This window comes from Streptomyces aureoversilis, from assembly GCF_042657885.1.
In the GTDB taxonomy this organism is placed as follows: Bacteria; Actinomycetota; Actinomycetes; order Streptomycetales; family Streptomycetaceae; genus Streptomyces; species Streptomyces aureoversilis.
The window spans coordinates 60469-79788 of record NZ_JBHSKJ010000001.1; the positions used below are offsets into that span (position 1 = coordinate 60469).

The 19320-nt window shown below is 76.0% G+C and carries 9 protein-coding genes; 1 reads left to right on the plus strand and 8 read right to left on the minus strand.

The features are described 5' to 3' along the window. The first annotated feature begins 4 nt into the window (after positions 1 to 4). On the plus strand, positions 5 to 3394 hold the full coding sequence (locus ACFPP6_RS00270) for an NACHT domain-containing protein (protein WP_382035475.1): 3390 nt from the start codon (positions 5 to 7) through the stop codon (positions 3392 to 3394). Between the two features lie 31 nt (positions 3395 to 3425). Here ACFPP6_RS00270 and ACFPP6_RS00275 read toward each other — a convergent pair whose 3' ends face one another. The 8 genes from ACFPP6_RS00275 to ACFPP6_RS00310 form a co-directional block, all read right to left on the minus strand. Beyond that, entirely contained in the window at positions 3426 to 4766 is a 1341-nt protein-coding gene (locus tag ACFPP6_RS00275; protein ID WP_382035478.1) for a PP2C family protein-serine/threonine phosphatase, read from the minus strand. A gap of 88 nt (positions 4767 to 4854) precedes the next feature. Further along, entirely contained in the window at positions 4855 to 5283 is a 429-nt protein-coding gene (locus ACFPP6_RS00280; RefSeq protein ID WP_382035481.1) for a hypothetical protein, read from the minus strand. A 91-nt stretch (positions 5284 to 5374) separates the two neighbouring features. Next, positions 5375 to 6004 carry a TetR/AcrR family transcriptional regulator gene (locus ACFPP6_RS00285; RefSeq protein ID WP_382035484.1) on the minus strand — a complete coding sequence of 210 codons (630 nt, stop codon included), beginning with the start codon at positions 6002 to 6004 and terminating at the stop codon, positions 5375 to 5377. Positions 6005 to 6279: 275 nt separating this feature from the next. Further along, complete coding sequence (locus tag ACFPP6_RS00290) at positions 6280 to 8967, minus strand: condensation domain-containing protein (RefSeq protein WP_382035486.1); 2688 nt, start codon at positions 8965 to 8967, stop codon at positions 6280 to 6282. Next, positions 8964 to 13046 carry an amino acid adenylation domain-containing protein gene (locus ACFPP6_RS00295; protein WP_382035489.1) on the minus strand — a complete coding sequence of 1361 codons (4083 nt, stop codon included), beginning with the start codon at positions 13044 to 13046 and terminating at the stop codon, positions 8964 to 8966. The genes ACFPP6_RS00290 and ACFPP6_RS00295 overlap by 4 nt, the downstream gene beginning before the upstream one ends. A 59-nt stretch (positions 13047 to 13105) precedes the next feature. Next, positions 13106 to 14284, minus strand: coding sequence for an acyl-CoA dehydrogenase family protein (locus ACFPP6_RS00300; RefSeq protein WP_382035491.1), 1179 nt, complete (start codon positions 14282 to 14284; stop codon positions 13106 to 13108). Then, the gene (locus ACFPP6_RS00305) at positions 14281 to 17442 is read right to left on the minus strand and encodes a non-ribosomal peptide synthetase (protein WP_382035494.1); all 3162 of its coding nucleotides are present in this window, start codon (positions 17440 to 17442) and stop codon (positions 14281 to 14283) included. The genes ACFPP6_RS00300 and ACFPP6_RS00305 overlap by 4 nt, the downstream gene beginning before the upstream one ends. 131 nt (positions 17443 to 17573) lie before the next feature. After that, on the minus strand, positions 17574 to 18890 hold the full coding sequence (locus ACFPP6_RS00310) for a condensation domain-containing protein (RefSeq protein WP_382035497.1): 1317 nt from the start codon (positions 18888 to 18890) through the stop codon (positions 17574 to 17576). Between the last annotated feature and the right edge of the window lie 430 nt (positions 18891 to 19320).

Genomic DNA, 19320 nt, shown 5'->3' on the forward strand with positions numbered 1-19320 from the left:
CGGAATGCGCTCACTCGCCATGGGCTACAAGATCAGGCACCCCAAGGACAAGGTCGTACCCCGGAAGGCTCCGCTCCTGGTCCGGCCCCGGCGCTCCCTGTCCCACGCCGCCGACACCGTGGGCCGTTTCGAGCGTGCCCTGCGGGTCCGGCTGGCCGCCCGCCGCAAGGTGGCGCCGGCCCAGCGGTGGTGGATGAGGCGGTCGCTCCTGCAGCGGCTCTCCTACGTGGCCGTACCCCTCCTCCTGGCCTGGGTCGGCTTCGGTGTCTTCGCCCTCGTCGCCGGTGACTCCTCCCCGGTGGAGAAGTGGTGCCGGGACCGGGGCAACGGCTGCGCGGTGGTCTACGGATTCCTGGCCCCGTTCCTCAGCCTCGGCCTCGCCACCTTCTGCTTCCTCGTCCTGACCTACGCCTCGGTGCGCCGGCCCATGACCCGGGCGGCCAGGAAGGACCCGCGCAGCATCGTGCCGACGGCCGGTCCGGTCGTCGCGGACGTGGTCGGGCGGAAGGAGATGTGCCTGATCATCGCCCGGGGGCTGCGCGACCGGCGCACCCGGCGGCCGTACCTCCTCGTGGGGGGTGTGGGCGCCGGGAAGACGTCGGTCCTCGTCCAGCTCACCCGGATACTCGCCGAGAAGGGCGCCGTCCCCGTCCCGATCAGGCTGCGGGACGCCGACCTGACCGGGACGCGCCTCGACTTCCGCGAGGTGGCGATGAGGCGCTTCAGCGAGGTGGTGGAGCGCGACGTGCTCTCCGCGCGGCACAGCGACCGGGTGTGGCGCCAGCTCTGCATGGACGACAAGGCCGTCATCCTCGCCGACGGCCTGGAGGAGACGTTCTCCGGCGGCGAGGACCAGAAGGAGCGGGACGTCCTCATCCGCCGGGCGATCGAGCGGGCGGAGGAGCAGAAGCTCCCGCTGGTCATCGCCTCCCGTCCCCACGCGCCGCTGGAGCACACCCGGGCCGCGACCGTCGAGCTGGAACCGCTGAGCGAGGAGGCGGCGCTGGAATACCTGCAGGAGGGCCACCCGGACCTGGACAGCCACCGGATGGACTGGATCGTCGAAACGGCGGCCGTGGCGGAGTCCCCGCTGTACCTGCAGATCGCGCGCGAGCTGCGCGAACACCACCTCCTGGAGCATCTGACCGGCGCCAAGCGCTGGGCGGAGCTGGACACCCGCAAGGGTGACCGGGCGACCCTGCAGACGCGCCTGCTCGACGCGTGGCGGAGCGCGCTGACCGCCGGCCGGATCCACGGCGAAGTGGCGCTGGACCCCGAGCAGCGCAGGATGATCATCGAGGTCATCTCCGCGCTGGCCGGGATCGGGCTGCTGCACGATCAGCTGGAGGTCCGGCTCGCCGACCTGAGGAAGGAACAGGACATCCAGGACCTGCTCCTGCAGCGGCTCGGCGAGGGGTGCTGCAAAGACGTCGACGAACCCCGGCAACGCGCGCTCCTGGCGCTGTGCGCCACCCAGGGGGAGCGGCTCGGTCTGGTCGAGACGCGCGGGGAGAGGGTCCGCTTCCAGCACAGCATCCTCCAGGCGTACCTCGGCTCCCGTTACCTCGGCGCCAGGAAGCACGGCCTCCTGCCCGCGGCGCTCAAGGAGCCCGGCCCCGGCCGGGAGCTCCTCATCGGGCTGACCCTGAACTCCAGGTCGGCCGACGCCTCCGATCAGCACACGGTGGTCCGCCACCTCCTCGAAGCGGCGAAGTCCCGCAAGGACGCCAAGGCCCTCGACATGTACACCACCGCCCTCCAGATCGACCGGATCGCAGGAGCCGCCGAACACGCGCGCATCGCCGAGACGCTCTGCAAGCGGTGGGGAGCCTTCACGGAGGACGACCGCAGGACGCTCGACGAGGCGAAGCAACGGCTCGTGCACCGGTTCGGGGAGGTCCTGCGGGCGGTCGGCGCGGCGGAGGCCGACGAGCACGACCCCGCTCACGGCCGGTCCCCGGCCTACAAGTGGTTCTTCGAGATCGCCACCGTCGAACCCTCCTACCCGCTCCAGCTCGCCGTCGCGCAGGAGATGGGCGCCGGGGGAGACCAGGCCTTCGAGACCCTGCGCACCATGTTCCCCCTGCCCAGGGCGGGTGAACCCGGCACGGACGACCCCTGGGTGCAGTACGAGACGGCGTTCCGCGAGCAACTGCAGGTGGAACACCGCAACCGTGAGGCCCTCCTCAAGCTGAAGCCCGGCGACGAGCAGTACGCGGAGTACGAGAAGCGGGTCAAGGGAGCCGGCGAGCAGCGGCTCCGGATCTGGCGGCGGTTCGTCATGAGGGCCTGGCTCGTGCCCATGGTGGTCGGCTCCGTGACCGCGAAGCACCGGGAGCAGGCGAAGGAGCGGCTCGGCCTCTGGCTCGCGCACCTGGAGCCCCGGCACACCCGCTCGCACGGGGCGGACCTGACGCTCTCCCTGGAGATCGCCCTCGCCCAGGGGTTCAAGAGCGCGGCCAACCGGCGGGAGCGGCATCCGCAGACGAACGAGGAGGCCCGGACGTTCCTCGTCACCCAGGCGGAGAGCATGCTGGCCCACGCCCGTTACTGGTACGCGCAGATGACCCTCGTCCACGCCCTGTGCCTGTGGGAACTCCCGGACCGCCCGGGAAGCGCCCAGGAGGGGTCCGGCACGGCCGGTCCGGCGAGGAAGGCCGATCCCACCCAGGCCGTGAAGCGCTGGCTGGCCCTGGCCGGCAGCAACCAGGACCCGCGCGCCCTGCACCCGGGCGACCGCACCCGCAGGGGGGACCGGCTGCACCCCTTCGTCGCCGAAGCCGGCAACCTCGCGGTGCTCGCCCTGGAGAGCGGACACCCGGAGCGGTTCCTGTGGATCGACGAGATCGGGGCCGCGAGCAAGGTCGGCTCCTCCGCCGCGGCTCCCGGCGCCTACCGCAAGCACAACCTCTGGATTCCGCCGTCGGCCGGGTGGAGCACCCTGCACCCCCGCGCCCAGCAACTCCTCGCCGACGTCTTCCTGCTGCGCAACCTCACCGAACGGGACGGCCAGCAGCCGGCCGAGCTGGAGGAGCGCCTGGTACGCGCGGACCGCACCGTGCTGCCCCCGTGCTTCACCGACGACCGGCGCCCGTTCCGTCCGCGGCGGACCGTGGGCACGGCGGGGGACGCGCCGCCGGGCAGCACCTGCCTGCGCGACTGCCCCTTCGAACTGTGTCCCTACCCCGCCATGGGCGCGCAGCCGCGGGCCGAGGTGCGGGAGATCTTCTGCAGGCAGCAGCAGGCGCTCCTGCGCCGCTACCGCTGGAGGAGCTACCTCAACCCCTTGTCCTATGTGCGGCGCAAGCGGGCGCCGTGGCAGGGCATGACTGCGGGCGAACTGCGGAAGTTCTGGGAGGACATGGCGAACCGGTCGCGAACCCCGTCCTCCTGACCCGCGGCTTCACCCCCCCCGGGCCTGTGCTTCAACTCCGCTCCGGCGCCCGCAGGACGAGCAGGGCCAGGTCGTCGTGGCCGTCGCTGGGGCGGGCCTCGGCCACGGCCCGGCCGAGGACGCCGAGGGGCGCTCCCGCACGGGTCGCCGCGACGTCGGCGATCGTGCGCAGGCCGGCGTCCAGCCCGTGGCCCGGGTGCTCCACCAGGCCGTCGGTGAACATCAGCACGGTGGCCCCGGCGGGCAGGACGTACCGGTGGTCGTGGCGGGCGAAGCCGGCGTCCACCCCGATCGGCACGTCCGGCTCGGCGTCGAGGAAGTGCGTGCCGCCGTCCGCGGTCACGATCAGGGGCGGCGGGTGTCCCGCGCTGCTCCAGACCAGGGACCACCCGCCGTCGCGGGGCGCGATGCGCACCAGGCAGACCGTCGCCATCGTGGGCTCGGCGACCGCCTCGAGCGTACGGTCCAGGCGGCTGAGCAGTTCGCTGGGCAGCGCGTCCGAATCGAAGGCCAGAGCACGCAGCATGTTGCGGATCTGGGCCATGGTGGCGGCGGCCCGGACGTCGTGGCCGAGCACGTCCCCGACGATCATCACGCGGGTGTCGTCGGGCAGCACCAGCGCGTCGTACCAGTCGCCGCCGAGCAGGGCTGGGTCCGCGGCCGGCTGGTACGTCGCCCAGGCGTCGAACGGGGAGAGGTCCGGCAGGCTCGGCAGCAGCAGCCGCTGGAACTGCTCCGCGCCTGCCCGGACGCGGCCGTAGAGCCGGGCGTTCTCGATGGCGACGCCGGCGGCGCCCGCCAGCGCGACCACCACGGACTCGTCGTCGGCGTCGAAGGTGCCGCCGCCCTGCCGGTCGGCGAGGTAGAGGTTGCCGTAGACCTTGCCGCGCACGGTGATGGCGACGCCGAGCAGCGACCGCATCGGGGGGTGGCCCGGCGGGAACTGGGCGGCCTGGGGGTGGTCGGCGATGACGTCCACGCGCAGGGGGCGGGGGTCGGTGATGAGCAGCCCGAGGAGCCCTTCGCCGTGGGGGAGGGCCACGCCGGTGAGCCGCTCCTCCTCCTCGCCGTGCAGGCCCACGGGGATGAACTCGGCGAGCTTGGTGCCCTCCTCGTCCAGCACGCCGAGGGCGCCGTAGCGCGCTCCGACGAGCTCCATCGCCGTCGTCACGATGCGGCGGAGCACGACCGGGAGCTCCAGCTCACCACTGATGGTGAGTATGGCCTCCAATAAGCCCCGCATCCGCTCCTGGGCGCGGGCGAACTCGGCCAGCTGTTCCCCGAGCCGGTCCAGGTCCGCGTCGAGGTCCGGCCGCCGGCGGGCAGGGCTGTGCGGTGGACGGTCGTCATGATCTGTCTCGCTTGCTGCCACCGGCCACAGGCTAGTGACTCGGGGTCCGGAGCGTGGCCAATACTCGTATGTCAGTTTTGTGTCGGCCGCGCCCCGGCAACCCCCGGGCTCACAGCCTCGTGACGGACTCCTGGTGGGCGTAGCTGAAGCCCTCGTCGTCGAAGTAGAAGACCGTGACCTTCACCCGGTCGCCCTTGGCGAAGTGCGAGCCCGTGGCGGGGCGCAGCGTCACGCGGGCGGCGTGGCTGTCGTAGTCGCACGTGAGCTTGCCGACCTTGATCGTCCCCGCGGCGACGGACTCGTCGTGACCGGTCGTGCCCAGCTTGACCGCGTTGGCGACGAGCTGGTGGTTCATGCCCGGGTCGCAGGAGTACGTGACGTCCGCCTGCAGGCCGGGCTCGTGGAGCGCCACCTTGCCGATCTCCAGGAGGTTGGCCTTGGCGGCAGCGGACGGAGCGGTGGCGAGCGCGCCCGCGCCCATCACGAGTGCGGCGGCCGCGGCGCCGGCGAGGCGCTGCGCGAAGCGGGACGACGTCATGAAGGTTCCTTCCCCCCCGGACTGCCGCGGATCCGCCTGGCCGTACCAGTCGTTGCGACAGCTGTTCGTGTGTCGTGCGAGTTCTCGGATGCTACGGGACGCGTCCCGTGCGGAGCGGCGGTTTCAGGCCATGCCCGGGGGAGGGCAGAGCGGGGTTGGGGGTGAGGATGCGGCGCAGGACGGCCTCGACCTCGGTGCGGGTGGGGGGCCGGGTGCCGGCCAGGCCGCGCAGGGTGATGCCGTTCATGGCCACGGTCGCGGCGTGGGCGGTCACCGGGTCGGTGTAGGGGAGCAGGGCGTCGGTGCTCAGCTGCATGTACCGGTCGGCGACCGCGCGCAGGGCCGGGCGCCGCAGCGCGGCCATGTACAGCTCGAACTCCATCACCTGGGTGTCGCGGGCCGGGCCGAAGCAGCCCATGAGCGCGTCGGTGAGCAGCACGGTGAGCTGCTCGGGGGTGAGCTCGGGGCGCCTGGCCACCCAGTCCTCGAGATAGGCGCCGAAGCGTTCGACGGAGCGCTCCAGAGCGGCGGTGATGAGATCGTCCTTGGTCGCGAAGTGGTACGTCGTCGCCCCGAGGGGGACGCCGGCCTCCTCGGCGACGGCCCGGTGGGTCAGCCCCTCGATGCCGCGCCCGGCGATGACCCGCTCGGTGGCTGCCGCGATCTCGGCGATCCGCCGCTGGGGGTCGCGCCGCCGCCTGGGGGCGTTCTGCTCGGCCATGGCTGCGGGGCCTCCCGGTCGCTCACGGGGTGATGGGAGGACCATTATGGTACAGATGTACCGCTGCTGGTTCCGGGCGCCGGGCGGCGGTGGCCGCGCCCACGCCCCCTACGGGTCGGGTCGTCGGTCACGGGATTCCGCATCATCTCCCGGCCGGGGCGTGACATCCGCCGGGCTCGGTCGTTCTTCACGGCGGGTGCACGTAATACCGTCGGGCCGCCAAGGTGATCGCCTTGGCGGCCCGACGGTTTTCCGCGTGCCGGACGGCCGGGTCGTCAGAGCGCCAGCATCGCCGCGACCGCCGAGCGCCAGTCCTCGCCCGGGCGCTCCACCAGCTCCTCGGCCAGGGCCTCGGCGCGGTAGCGGTGGCGGTGCAGGAGGCCCGGGGCCGGATCGGGGGCGGGGACGATCTCGCTGGGGCTCTCCAGCAGCCGCACGAGCTCGGTGGCGAACTCCCCCCAGCCGACGTGCCCGCCGATGGCGTTCACCGTGCCCTGCGGAGGCCGCTCGGCGCACGTGACCAGGATCCTCGCCAGGGCCGCGGCGTGGATCCAGGGAACGCCGGACCAGAGGTCGCCGGAGGGGGGAACGGCGCCCGCCGCGGGCAGGACCACCGGCCGGCCGGCGCGGGCGGCCTGGAAGAGCGCGCCCGTCGCCCCCCAGCGCAGCTGGTCGCGCAGCCTCGGGTGCGGCCCCCAGACGATCGGGGCGCGGACCACGCCCGCCCCGCCCCGCCCGGACGCGCCCGCGGCCTCCCACAGCATCCGCTCGCAGTCGAGCTTGGCCCGCCCGTACGCGGTGAGCGGCTCCTGCGGCGGAGTGTCCTCGGCGACGTCCGTCACGGACGGGCGCCCGTACGCGTCCACGCTGCTGACGAAGACGAAGGAACCGCGCCGCCAGCCGTCCAGCAGGACGCGCATCGCCGCGACGTCCACCTCCGGAGAGGTGAAGGTGCAGGCCGCGTGGATGATCGCGTCCACGCCGCCGGAGACCGCCGCGCGCAGGCTGTCCGCGTCGGCGAGGTCGCCCTCGGCGACCTCGACCCCGTCGGCCGCCACCAGGTGCGCCGACTCGGGCCGGACGAGCGCCCGCACCGGGCGCCCCCGGGCGGCCAGCTCCCGCAGGACGAACGCCCCGACCCCGCCGGTGCCGCCCGTGACCAGGACCGTGCCCGCCCGCGCGGACGGTGTACGGGCTGCCGGGGTGCGGGCCGCCGGGTGGCGGCGCTCGCGGGCCCGCTCGTCCAGCAGGGCCCCCAGCGCGCGCGGGGTGCGCTGCTCCAGGACGTCGAGCCCCGTCAGAGGCACCCGCAGCCGCTCGCGCAGGCGCTCGGCGACCCGTACCGCGAGCAGGGAGTGCCCGCCGAGGAGGAAGAAGTCGCCGTCGGGGCCGGGGCGTTCGCCCAGCAGCTCGCCGAAGACCGCCGCCGCGGCCTCCGCCGAGACGCCGAGCCCCGGCCCCTGCGGGCGCTCCGGCCCTTGCGGAGTCTCCCGCTCCTGCGGGGCCGACCGCTCTTCCCGGGGCTCCGGCGCCCCGGCGCTCGCCGCGCCCCGGCCGGCACCGGCCGGCAGCGGGCGGTTCCGGCCCGCCGCCAGCGAGTCCAGCATCTCCGCGAAACACTCCAGCAGCTTCCGGGCCGCTCCCTCGTCGACCCGTCCGCGGTCGAAGCGCACCAGGCAGCGCGGCCCGGCGGTGTCCGTGCCCTCCTCCAGGTAGAGGCCGAGGCCGAACTTGACCCCGCCCAGCTCGATGTCGACCGGCTCGCACCGCGCCCCGGTCAGCCGCAGTGCCGCGGGCCGGCCCAGGACGTCCGCGGTGACGCCCACCAGGGGGTTGCCGCCGCTGTCACGGGCCGCCGCGCCGAGCCGCTCCACCATGAGGTCGAACGGCACGTGGCGGTGGCGCTGCGCCTCCAGCAGCGCGTCCCTCACCCGCGGCAGCAGCGCCCCGGCGTCCCCGGCCCCGGCCAGGCGGGGCCGGATCGGGAGCGTGTTGACGCACAGGCCCACCAGATCGCGGGCCCCGGCCGTGTCCCGGTGGCTGCTGGCGCACCCGACGACGAGGTCCTCCTCGCCGGTCGTCTCCAGCAGCGCCGCGAACGCCGCCGAGAGCACGACGGTGAACAGCGTCGCGCGGTGCGCGCGGCCCGCCGCCCGCAGGCCGTCGACGGTCCCGGGCGCCGCCGCCACGGACAGGGTGCGCGCCTCGCCCCGGCCGCCGGCCTCCGCCGCGGCCCGGGGGAGCGGCACCGGGCGGGCGTCCGCGAGCCGCTCCGCCCAGTACGCAAGGCCCGCGTCGAGCGCGTCCGACCCGGCCCGTTCCCGCCGGGCGAGGTCCGCGTACCGCGGCGCGGGGTGCTCCGGCTCCCCGTCGCGCCCCTCCAGCTCCGCCCGGTAGCGCTCGCCGAGCTCGCGGGCGATCACCTCCAGGGAGCCGCCGTCGACGGCTATGTGATGGAACGTCAGCAGCAGGGTGCGGTCGTCCGCGGCGTGCCGGACGTGCAGGGCCCGCAGCACCGGGCCGGCCGCCAGGTCGAACCGGCGCGCCGCCTCCGCGTCGAGGAGCCTCCGCGCGGCGTCCCCCGCGGCGTCCACGGTCCGCACCGGCACCTGCCGCGCCGCCGTCACCTCCTGGTACGGCTCGCCGCCGGCCTGCCCGTAGCGGGTGCGCAGCACCTCGTGACGGCGCACCAGCCCCGTCAGGGCCCGGCCGAACGCGTCCGCGTCGAACGGACCGCGCACCCGGGTCGCGAACGGCACGTTGTAGACGGCGCCGCCCTGGCCGAGGCGCTCCATGAGCCACATCCGGTGCTGCGCGTGGGAGAGCGGCGCGCGGCCGCCCCCGGTGTCGTCCGCCGGTGCGGGCGCAGGGCGCTCCTGCCGCGCACGGGCGTCGGCGCTGCGGCGCCGGGCCAGCCGCAGCAGCGTCTCCTGCCGGGAGGTCTCCGAAGCCGTACCGCTCACAGGGACGCCCCGTTCTCCTCGGTCTCCGGCTCCGTGCCGTACATCTCCACCAGTGCCTCCTCGATGAGTCCGGCCTGCCCGGCCACGGTGGGCGCCGAGAAGAACGCGGCGAGCGTCAGCTCCACGCCCAGGTCCTCGCGCAGGTCGTCGACGACGCCCAGCGCGAGCAGCGAATGCCCGCCCAGGGCGAGGAAGTCGGCGTCCGGCGTGCCGACCTCGCACTCCAGCGCGCGGCCCCAGGCGTCGGCCACCGCCTGCTGCACGGGCGTCAGCTCCTGCCGTACGGGCGCCGGCTCCTGATCCCCGGCGGCCGGCGAACGGCCGGGCAGCGGCCGCCCGGCGAGGGCCCGGCGGTCCACCTTGCCGTTGCCCGTCAGCGGCAGCGCGTCGACCACGGACCACGCGTTGGGCAGCAGGTGCGCGGGCAGCCGCCCGGCCAGGTGGCCGCGCAGCGCCGCGACGGCGGGCTGTCCCTCGCCGTCCGGCACGACGAACGCCACGAGCCGGGCGTCGTCGGCGCCCGGGCGCACGACGGTGACGGCGGCGTCCGCCACGCGCGGGTGGTCCCGCAGGGCGTGCTCGATCTCGCCGGGCTCGATCCGGAAGCCCCGGACCTTGACCTGGTCGTCGACCCGGCCGTGGAAGTCCAGTGTCCCGTCGGGCCGGGCCGACACGACGTCGCCCGTGCGGTAGATCCGCCCCGCCGAGGGATGCTCCACGAAGCGCTCCGCCGTCGGCCCGGGCTGCCCGAGGTAGCCCGCGGCCAGGCGCGGCCCGCCGACCCACAGCTCGCCGCGGGTGCCCGCGGGCACCGCGTCGCCGCGCTCGTCCAGGACGTGCACCGTCGCCCCGGCCAGGGGGCGGCCGATCGGCGGCGGGGCGTCGCAATCGGCGTCCCGCACGCGGTGGGCGGTGGCGAAGCTGGTCGTCTCGGTCGGCCCGTAGCCGTTGACCAGCTCCAGCCAGGGGTGCGCCCGCAGGACCGCGCGCGCGTGCCGCGCCGACAGCGCCTCGCCGCCCACGATCACCGAGCGCAGCACGGCGAAGACCGGCGAGCGGCGCCCGGCCAGGTGATGGAAGAGCGCGGTGGTCAGGAACGCCACGGTGACGCCCAGGCGCTCCACGTCCCGTACCAGGCTGTCCAGCGACTGCCTGCCCGCGGTGGAGACGGCCACTGCGGCGCCGTTGGCCAGGGCCACCCACGTCTCGAAGGGCGAGCCGTCGAAGGTCGGCGCCGAGTGGAGGAGGACCCGGTCCCGCCGGCCCACCGTCAGGTAGTCCGGGTCGGTGGTCAGTTCCGCCACGCCCCGGTGGGTGATCGCGACGCCCTTCGGCCGGCCCGTCGAGCCGGAGGTGTACATCACGTACGCCGTCGCGCCGGGGTCGTACGCGGCCGGCTCCGGCAGGTCGTCCTCGGAGTGCTCCGCGGCACAGCTCCCGGCGAGCCCGCCCGCGGTCAGGACCAGCGCCCGGACGGCCGGTACGCCCGCTGCTTCGAGCAGGTCCTTCTCGCCGACGACCAGGGAGACGCCGGCGTCGGCGAGCATCGCCTCGGTACGGGGGCGCGGGTACGCCGCGTCCAGCGGTACGTAGTGGCCGCCCGCCCACCAGACCGCGAGCTCCGCGACGACGACGCCCACCGAGTGCGGCAGCAGCAGGCCCACGGGAGTGCCCTGCCCGACGCCACGGGCCTTCAGGGCGCCGGCCAGGCGCCGGGCGGCCGCGGTCAGCTCCCCGTAGGTGAGGGTGAGTTCGCCGTCCGTCACGGCGAGGGCGGCCGGATCCGCGGCGGCGTGGGCGAGAACGCACCCCAGGACGCCGCAGGGCCCGCCGGGCACGGGGCTGCCCGGCGAGGCGCTCAGGGCCCCGGCCGGGGCGCCCGTGCCGTGGCCGGGTACGGCGTCGGGCGCCGCGGGAACGGGGGTGCCCGGGGTGGGGTTTGCGGTAGCGGGTGTGTGCTCCTGGTGGGGGCCTGCGGGCTCGGTGGGGCTGTCCGCGCCGTGGCCGGGTGTGGTGCTCGCGGTTGCGGGAACAGGTGTGCCCGGGGCGGGGTTTGCCGTCGCCGGTGTGTGAGCCCGGCCGGAGCCTGCGGATCCGGCCGGGTTCTCCGTGCCGGGGCCCGGCGCGCTGTCCGGGCCGGCGGGAACGGCGCTGTGCTGCGCCGGTGCCTTCTCCCGGCGGGAGTCCACCAGTGCCGCCAGGCTGCGCAGGTCGGGCTGGCGCAGCAGCTGGGGTGCCCGCAGCCGGACGCCGAATCGTTCCTCCAGGCCGGTCAGCAGCCGTGCCGCCGTCAGCGAATCGCCGCCGGATCCCAGGAAGTTGTCGTCCGGACCGGTCTCCGGGCGGTTGAGGACGCCGCGGCACAGCTCGACGACGATCCGCTCCGTGTCCGTGCCGGTGGCGGCGTCTCCCGCCGCGGCCGGTGCCGCTGCCCCGGCCGCTGCCTCCGCAGGAGCCGTTCCGGCCAGCAGCGCCGCCCGGTCCACCTTGCCGTTGGCGTCGAGCGGGAACGTCTCCACGTACCGCAGCGCCGACGGCACCGCCTGCTCGGGCAGGCGCCTGCGGACCGCCTCCAGCAGCTCAACCGCCGGCGGGGCCCCGGCCCCGGGGGCGGGCCGGACGAACGCGATCAGCCGGACGTCGCCCTCGGGGGAGGACTCGGCCGCGACGACGGCCCGCAGGACGCGCGGGTCGTCCTCGAACGCGGCCTCGGCCTCGGCCGGTTCGATGCGCGCGCCGCGGACCTTGACCTGGTCGTCCAGGCGCCCGAGGAACTCCAGCACGCCGTCCGGCCGCATCCGCACCCGGTCGCCGGTGCGGTAGACGCGGTCGGTTCCGGTCACCTCCGGCGGCGGGGCGACGAAGCGGCGCGCGGTCAGGGCCTCGTCCAGGTAGCCGGTCGCGAGGCCCGCGCCGCCGATCCGCAGTTCGCCCGCCTCGCCGCGCGGCACGACGTGCCCGGCGGGGTCCGTGACGCACACGACGGTGCCGTCGATGGGCGTGCCGATCGGCGGGGGCGTGCCGGCGGAGTCCCCGTCCGCCTCCAGGGCGTGCGCGGTCGCCACGACCGTGGCCTCGGCCGGGCCGTAGGCGTTGTCCACGCGCGCGGTGACGTCCGGTCCGGGCCGGCGGCGCAGCCGGTCGCCGCCGATGCTCAGGTGGCGCAGCGCGGGCAGGTCCGGCCAGGGGCGTTCGAGGACGATCTCCGCCAGGGGGGTGGGCAGGATGGCCGCGGTCACGCCCGCGCGCCGCCACCAGGCGGTGAGGACGTCCGGGTCCCAGCGGACGTCGTCCGGGGGAACGGCGAGCGCCGCGCCGGAGGTCAGGGCGGTCCACAGCTCCAGCACGTGCGGGTCGAAGGAGACGCCGACCAGCAGGCTGTGCCGGTCGCCCGGGCGGGCGCCGGTGCGCGCGGCGTACCAGCGCAGGCGGGCGGCGAGCGCGGCGGAGTCCACCGCCACGGCCTTGGGCGTTCCGGTCGACCCCGAGGTGAGCACCGCGTAGAAGGTGCCGCCGGGAACGGCGGGCCGGCCGGCGTCGGCGCGGGCGGCGGGGAACGCGGCGACGGGCTCCCCGTGCGCGTTCGCGCCCGCCGCGGGCAGCGGCAGGGCCAGCCGCTCGGCGCCGTCGTACGCCGCGGGCAGCGCACCGGGCGCGCCGATCAGGCAGGTGACGCGGAGCCCGTCCGCCACGGCGGCCAGCCGCCGCTCGCCGGGGCGCGGCCCGAGCGGGAGGTAGACGGCCCCGAGCCGGGCGACGGCGACGGCCGTGGCGACCAGGGCGACGGAGCGGTCGAGGCAGACGCCCACGAGGTCGCCGGGGCGCACGCGGTCGCGCAGCGCGTCGGCCGTCAGCCCGGCCAGCGCGTCGAGTTCGGCGTAGGTCCAGGTCAGTTCGCCGTCCTCGACGGCGGGCGCGTCCGGGTCCCGGGAGACCTGGTCGGCGTACCGGGCCAGGACGTCGTCCCAGCCGTGCGCGGTGGCGGTGCCTCCGTGGGCGACGGACAGGGCGGTGGACAGGCCGGCGGAAGGACCGGCGGACAGGCCGGCGGCCGGGGCGGTGTCAGGTGAAGAAGTCATCATTCCTCCGTGGATGACGTAGGAAGGGAGATCGGAGGGGCGAAGGGGTATGGAAGCGGTCAGCCCAGCCCCATGGCCCGGGCGACGATCACCTTCTGGATCTCGGAGGTCCCCTCGATGATCGTCATCATGCGGACGTACCGGTACAGGAACTCCAGCGGGTGGCCCCGCACCCAGCCCGTCGCCCCGTGCACCTGCAGGGACCGGTCCACGACGCGGACCGCGGTCTCGGAGGACGTCAGCTTGGCGAGCGCCGCGTTCTCCGGGGCCTCCACGCCCTCGTCCACCAGCCGCGCGCACGCCAGCGTCAGCAGCTTGGCCGCCTCCACCTCCGCCCGGCTGCTCACGAGGTGCTCCTGGACGTGCTGGTACGCGCCGATGCGCTCTCCGAACGCCCGCCGCTCGCGCGCGTACTGAACCCCCAGCTCCAGCGCGTGCTCGGCGATGCCGTTGCACATCGCCGCCACCACGAGCCGGCCGCGGGAGAGGCTGTCGATGCCGTTGCCGAGCGCCGCGCCGACGCCCGCCTCGCCGCCGATGACGGCGTCGGCGGGCAGCCGCACCTCGTCCAGCACCAGTTCGTACAACTCCTCGCCGGACATGCCCTGGTAGCGCTGGCCGATGCGCAGGCGCGGCTGGTCCATGCCCATGACGAACGCGGTGGGACCGCCGTCGCCCCCGTCGGCGTCCACGGCCCGGGCCACGACGATGACGAAGTCCGCGTGACCGGCGTTGCTGACGAACGTCTTGCGCCCCGACAGCACCCAGCCGCCGTCCGCGTCCCGCGCGGCGGTGGTGGTGAGGTGGAAGGCGTCGGACCCGGCGTTCGGCTCGGTCAGCGCGAGGCAGCGCGTCGCCTCGCCGCGCACCAGCGGCTTCAGGTACTGCTCGATCTGCTGCTCGGTGCCCTGGCGCAGCAGCGGGCTCGGCCCGTCCGAGCCGGCGAGCGCGTACGGGGCCAGCGGGCAGCCGCTGCGGCCGGCCGCGTGGTGCAGCAGCACCACGGCGCTGAACGGCATGCCGGAGCCGCCCAGTTCCTCGGGGTGGTCGCCGGCGTAGAAGCCCAGCTTCGCCGAGCGGCGGCGGACGTACGTGCGCAGGTCGGCCGGCGGCATGTCGCCGTTCTCCGGGAGCTCGGCCGCCAGCGGGACCAGCTCGCGGCGGACGAACGCGGTGAAGGCGTCGGCGATCTCGCGGTGCTCCGTCTCCAGGACGGAGGAGGGGGTGGTGGCGCTCATCGGGCGGCCTCCGTCAGGGCGCGGGCCTGGTCGGCGAGGACGGGGTGCTGGAAGAGGACGCGCAGCGGCGGGCGCGTGCCGAGCCGGGTCTCCAGCCAGGCGGCGAGGTGGGCGGCCAGCAGGGAGTGCCCGCCGACCTGGAAGAAGTGGGAGGACGGCGAGAACCGGTCGTGCCCCAGGACCTCGCGCCAGCCCTCGGCCAGCAGGGCGACGGCAGGGTCGGCGCCGTCCTCCTCCTGCGGGGCCGCGGGGCCGGCGGCCGTTCCCGCCTCGGCGGCGAGGCGGGCCAGCGCGGCGCGGTCGGGCTTGCCGCCGGGCAGGGTGGGCATGGCCGCCGCCGGACGGACCCAGCGCGCGGGCACGAGCGCGGCGGGCAGCCGCTCGGACAGCGCCTTGTGCAGCAGGGCCTGGTCGGGCTCCTCGCCGCCGTCGACGAAGCCGGTCAGGCAGGGGCCGCCGGTCGCGTCCCGGCCGAGGACGACCGCGCACGAGCGCCCGCCGAGCACCTCGGAGGCCACCGCCTCGATCTCCTCCGGCTCGATGCGGTAGCCGCGCAGCTTGACCTGGTTGTCGCGGCGGCCGAGGAACCACAGCAGGCCGTCGCGGTCCCGGTAGCCGAGGTCGCCGGTCAGGTAGGCGCGGGCCCCGCCGAGCGCGGGCACGGCGACGAACCGGGCCGCGGTGGCCGCCGCGGCCTCGCCGCCGCCGAGGTAGCCCTCGGCGAGCCCCGCGCCGGAGACGGCGAGTTCGCCGACCGCGCCCACGGGCAGCGGCTGCAGACCCGCGTCCAGGACGTGCACCCCGACGCCGGGCAGCGCGGTCCCCAGCGGCACCTCGCCGCCCTCGCCGGTGCCGCCGGTGCCCTCGCGGGTCACCTCGTGGACCGTGGAGGTGATGGTCGCCTCGGTCACCCCGTAGGCATTGAGGACCGTCGCGTCCGTCGCGGCGAGGACGTCCCGCAGCGCGGCGGCCGGCAGCCGCTCGCCGCCGGCGACCAGCAGCCGAGGCTCCCACCTCCCGTCGCGGAGCGCCTCGCACAGCTCCTCCCGTACGGCCAGGAGGTAGCTCGTCGGCAGGTTGGCGACGCTGACCCGGCGGGCGGCCAGGACGGCGATCAGCTCGGCCGCCGTCGGGACCTCCCGCTGCGGCACGACCAGGGACGCACCGGCCAGCAGGGACGGCAGCACCTCCTCCAGCGCCACGTCGAACGAGGGCTGGGCGAAGAGCAGCACCTTGTCGTCGGTGCGCAGCCCGAAGCGCCCGGCCACCGTCGTCGCGTGGTGGGCGAGCGCGGCCCGGCCGACCGCAACGGCCTTGGGCAGGCCCGTGGAACCGGACGTGTGGATGACGTACGCCGCCCCCTCGACGCGCGCGGCCGGCGCGGCGGGAGGGAAGGCGGTGCCGGCGTCGAGCAGCGCGACCGGGACCGGCAGGCCCGCCGCGGGCAGCGCGAGGGCGCTCTCGCGGTCGGCCAGGACCAGGGCCGGGGACAGGCGCCGCAGCAGCGTCTCCAGGCGGCTCGCCGGGTCGTTGGGGGACAGCGGGCAGTAGACCGCGCGGATGCGCAGGCACGCGAGCAGGGTCACGACGGTGTCCACGCCGCGCGGCAGGACGGCCGCGACCGGCTGACCGGCGGTGACGCCCGCCGCCCGCAGGCGCGCGGCCAGCTCGTCGACGTGCCGGTCGAGTTCACCGTAGGTGATCTTCCGGGCGCCGCTGACGAGGGCGGGGAGGCCGGGGTCGTGACGGGTGACGGGGTCGAGCACGGCGTCGGGCGCGTCCGCGGCCCCGGACTCGTGAGCCTGCGCCGGTACGGCGGCCGGCGGGGCGCCGAGGGCCGCGAGAGGCGCCTCCGGAGCCTCCAGATAGGCCCGTACGAGGCCGAGGAAACGGTCCGCCAGCAGCCGGGCGGCGTCCTCGTCGAACAGGTCCCGGTCGTAGTCCCAGACCAGCGTCATGCCGGCCGCGCCCTGCCGCGGCCCGACCGTGCGCCGGTCGTCGGGCAGCAGCACCAGGTCGAGGTCGAAGCGGGTGGTGCCGGTGTTGAAGCCCTCGAACAGCGACACCTCCAGGCCCGGCACCTCGACCTCCGGCAGCGCCGCGTCGTGTGCGCTGAACATGACGCTGAAGAGCGGGTTGTCCGCGCCGGACGTGTGCAGGCCGAGCTCGCGGGTGAGCACCTGCACCGGGACGTCCTGGTACGGCAGGGCCCGGATGAGGCTGTCCGTGACCTCGTCCACCGCCTCGTCCGCCCCGGCCGCCGGGTCCAGGCGCAGCCGCAGCGGGATCGTGTTCACGAACATGCCGGTGGCCGACTCGAAGCCCTCGGGGCGGTTGCCGACCGCGGTGCCGACGACGAGGTCCGCGCGCCCGCTGTGGCGGCGCAGGAGTTCGGCGAAGAGCGCGAGGAGCGTGGAGAAGGGGGTGTGGCCCTGGGTGCGGCTGTGGGCGCGCAGGCGCTCGGCGAGCGCGGCGTCGACGGCCTGCCGCAGCTGGCCGCCCGCGTGCCGGCGCCGGGCCCCGGGCCGGGCGAGACCGGGCAGCGGCAGGTCGAACGACGCGTCGCCCAGCTCGTTCCGCCAGTACGCCAGGCCCGCCTCGCGCCGGGCCGCCCGCTCGGGGCTGTCGGCGGCCTCGACGTGGTCGGTGTAGGAGGCGGCCGGCGGCAGGGCCGCCCGCTCGCCCAGCACGCGGGCCCGGTAGACGGTGAACACGTCGTGCAGCAGGATCGCGAACGAGTGCCCGTCGTGCACGAGATGGTGCTCGACGTGCACGAGGCGGTGGTGATCCGCACCGAGCCGGACGAGGCACCAGCGCAGCAGCGGCGCCTCGTGCACGTCGAGGGGCGTCTCGGCCTCGGTGCGCAGCAGCGTCGCGAACGTCTCCTCGGGGCCGGCCTCGCCGCTGAGGTCGACCGTCCGCAGCCGGGGCGCGCAGTTCTCGCGCACGCGCTGGCCGGGCAGGCCGCCGGGGGAGTCGACGAGTTCGAGGCGCAGACCGGGGTGCCGGTCCAGCGCGGCCGCCAGTCCCTCCCGCAGCGCGGCCTCGTCGAGGGCGCCGCGCAGGTCCACGGTGGCGGTGAAGTTGTAGGCGCGACTGCCGGGCAGCATCTGCTCGTGCAGCCAGACGATCTCCTGGGACGTGGAGAGTCCGAACATGATCAACCTTTCCGGTTCGGGAGGTGTGCGGGCCGGGGGCCGGGTGGGCCCGAGCGGCCGGTGGAGGGCCGCCCCGGGCACCGCACGCCGGTCGGGCGGTGCGGCGCGGGGCAGGGCGGCTTGCGGCGGGCTCAGCCCGCGGGCGCGGGGTGCGCAGTGCGCGAGGCGAGCGCGTCGGTCAGGTGGTCGAAGGCCTCTTCCGCACGGTGGTCCGGAACGGAGGACCGGTCCCAGGCCATGCGGACCAGGAGGTCGGAGCCGTAGGAGACCGAGACGGCGAAGGGGGCCTGTACGGGGCGGCCGTCGGCGTGCGTCTCCCGGCCCGTGGCGTCGCCGAGCCGCAGCGGTGGCCGGCGGCCGAGGTCCTCGAAGGTGAGGAGGCCGTCCAGCCGGCCGGACCACGGTGCCCCGGCCCGGCGGGCCGCGTGGACCACCTCGTCGAAGGGGGTGTCGGCGCGGTCGAGGTCGTCCCACCAGGCCGAGGCGCGCTCGGCGAGGCCGGTGTCGTCCGCCGGGTGCGCGACGGTGTTGAGGAAGCACCCGAGGACCGGCTCGGCGCCGGGGGGCCTGCCGCCCCACGGGTAGCCCAGGACCGGTACGGAGTCCGGGCCGTGGAGCGTGCGGGCCGCCCCGGAACAGGCGTCGAGGAGGACGGGGAAGGCCGTGGAACGCGCGCCGTCGCCGGGGACCGGGATCCGGCGCAGGGCGGTGCCGGTGCCGGTGCCCGGGGCGGGGCGGGCCGGCGCGTGCACCGGGGCGCTCGCGCCGCCGCCGCGGAGGCCCGCGAGGCGCTTCGCCCAGTAGGCGAGGGCCTCCGGCCGCGACGCCCGCTCCTCGGCGGCGAGTTGGCGGTGCACGGCGTCCGCGTAGGCGGCCATGCCGCCGGCCGCCGCGTCCGCGGGCACGTCCCGCGGCCCGAGCCCGTCGCGGTAGGCCTCGGTGAGGCCCGCCGTGATCAGGCCCAGGGACTGCTCGTCGCAGGCCGTGTGGTCCAGGACCACGGCGAGGACCTCCTGCGGACCGCCGTCGTCCGCCAGGACGAACCGCAACGGCGGGCCGTCCACGGGCCATTCGGCCAGCGTGCGCAGCAGGGCGTCGCGAGCGCTCTCCCCGGGCCGCGGCCGGACCCGGTCCACCTGTCCGACGGGGTCGCCGGGCACCTGGACCGGCACCCCGCGCCGCACCAGCGGGCGCGTGCGCAGCGCCGGGTGCAGGGCGGCCAGGTGCCCGGCGGCCGCCCGTAACCGCCGGGTGTCGACGGCCCCCGCGGGGAAGGCGAAGAACAACGGGACCAGCACCGGCCGCCCGGCAGGGTCGAGCTGCCGGGAGAGCAGGAACCGCCGCTGCGCGCCCGTCACGGGCAGCGGTGCGCCGCCGGGCTCGGCGGCACCCTCGGTGAGGCGCCGGTAGCGGGCGAGATAGGACGAGGTGATGTTGCCGGGTTGCACGATGACCTCCCGTGCGCCGAGGGGCGCGACGGCTCGTGGGACGAGAGGAGCGATGACATGCACCGAGCTGCGGACTGCGAGCCAGCTGCGGTTGCGGCGGGTACGGCCGGGGTGGCGCGGTCGGCCGGGACGGGCGGGCGGAGCGGCCGGCCGGGATGCTTCGTACGGCCGCGGCGGCCGGGGAGTCGGGACGGGTCGGCTGGTCGGGACGGGCCGGTGACCGGCCGGCGTGGGCGATCGGGGTGGCCCGGCCGGCCGGGTGGCTCGTACGGTCGGGACGGGGTCCGTGATCGGGGTGGCCCGGCCGGTCGGCGCGGGTCGCGAGTCGGGTCGGGTGCCGGGACGGGCCGGTGATCGCGATGGCCCGGCCGGTGAGGACGGTTCGTACGGTCGGGTCCGCTCGGCGGGCCGTGCTCGGGGCGGCCCGGGC

Excerpts from the sequence above, each read along its gene's own strand:
- ACFPP6_RS00270 (WP_382035475.1), top strand. The coding sequence starts at position 5 with ATGCGCTCACTCGCCATGGGCTACAAGATCAGGCACCCCAAGGACAAG.
- ACFPP6_RS00280 (WP_382035481.1), bottom strand. The coding sequence starts at position 5,283 with ATGACGTCGTCCCGCTTCGCGCAGCGCCTCGCCGGCGCCGCGGCCGCC.
- ACFPP6_RS00285 (WP_382035484.1), bottom strand. The coding sequence starts at position 6,004 with ATGGCCGAGCAGAACGCCCCCAGGCGGCGGCGCGACCCCCAGCGGCGG.
- ACFPP6_RS00295 (WP_382035489.1), bottom strand. The coding sequence starts at position 13,046 with ATGACTTCTTCACCTGACACCGCCCCGGCCGCCGGCCTGTCCGCCGGT.
- ACFPP6_RS00300 (WP_382035491.1), bottom strand. The coding sequence starts at position 14,284 with ATGAGCGCCACCACCCCCTCCTCCGTCCTGGAGACGGAGCACCGCGAG.
- ACFPP6_RS00305 (WP_382035494.1), bottom strand. The coding sequence starts at position 17,442 with ATGTTCGGACTCTCCACGTCCCAGGAGATCGTCTGGCTGCACGAGCAG.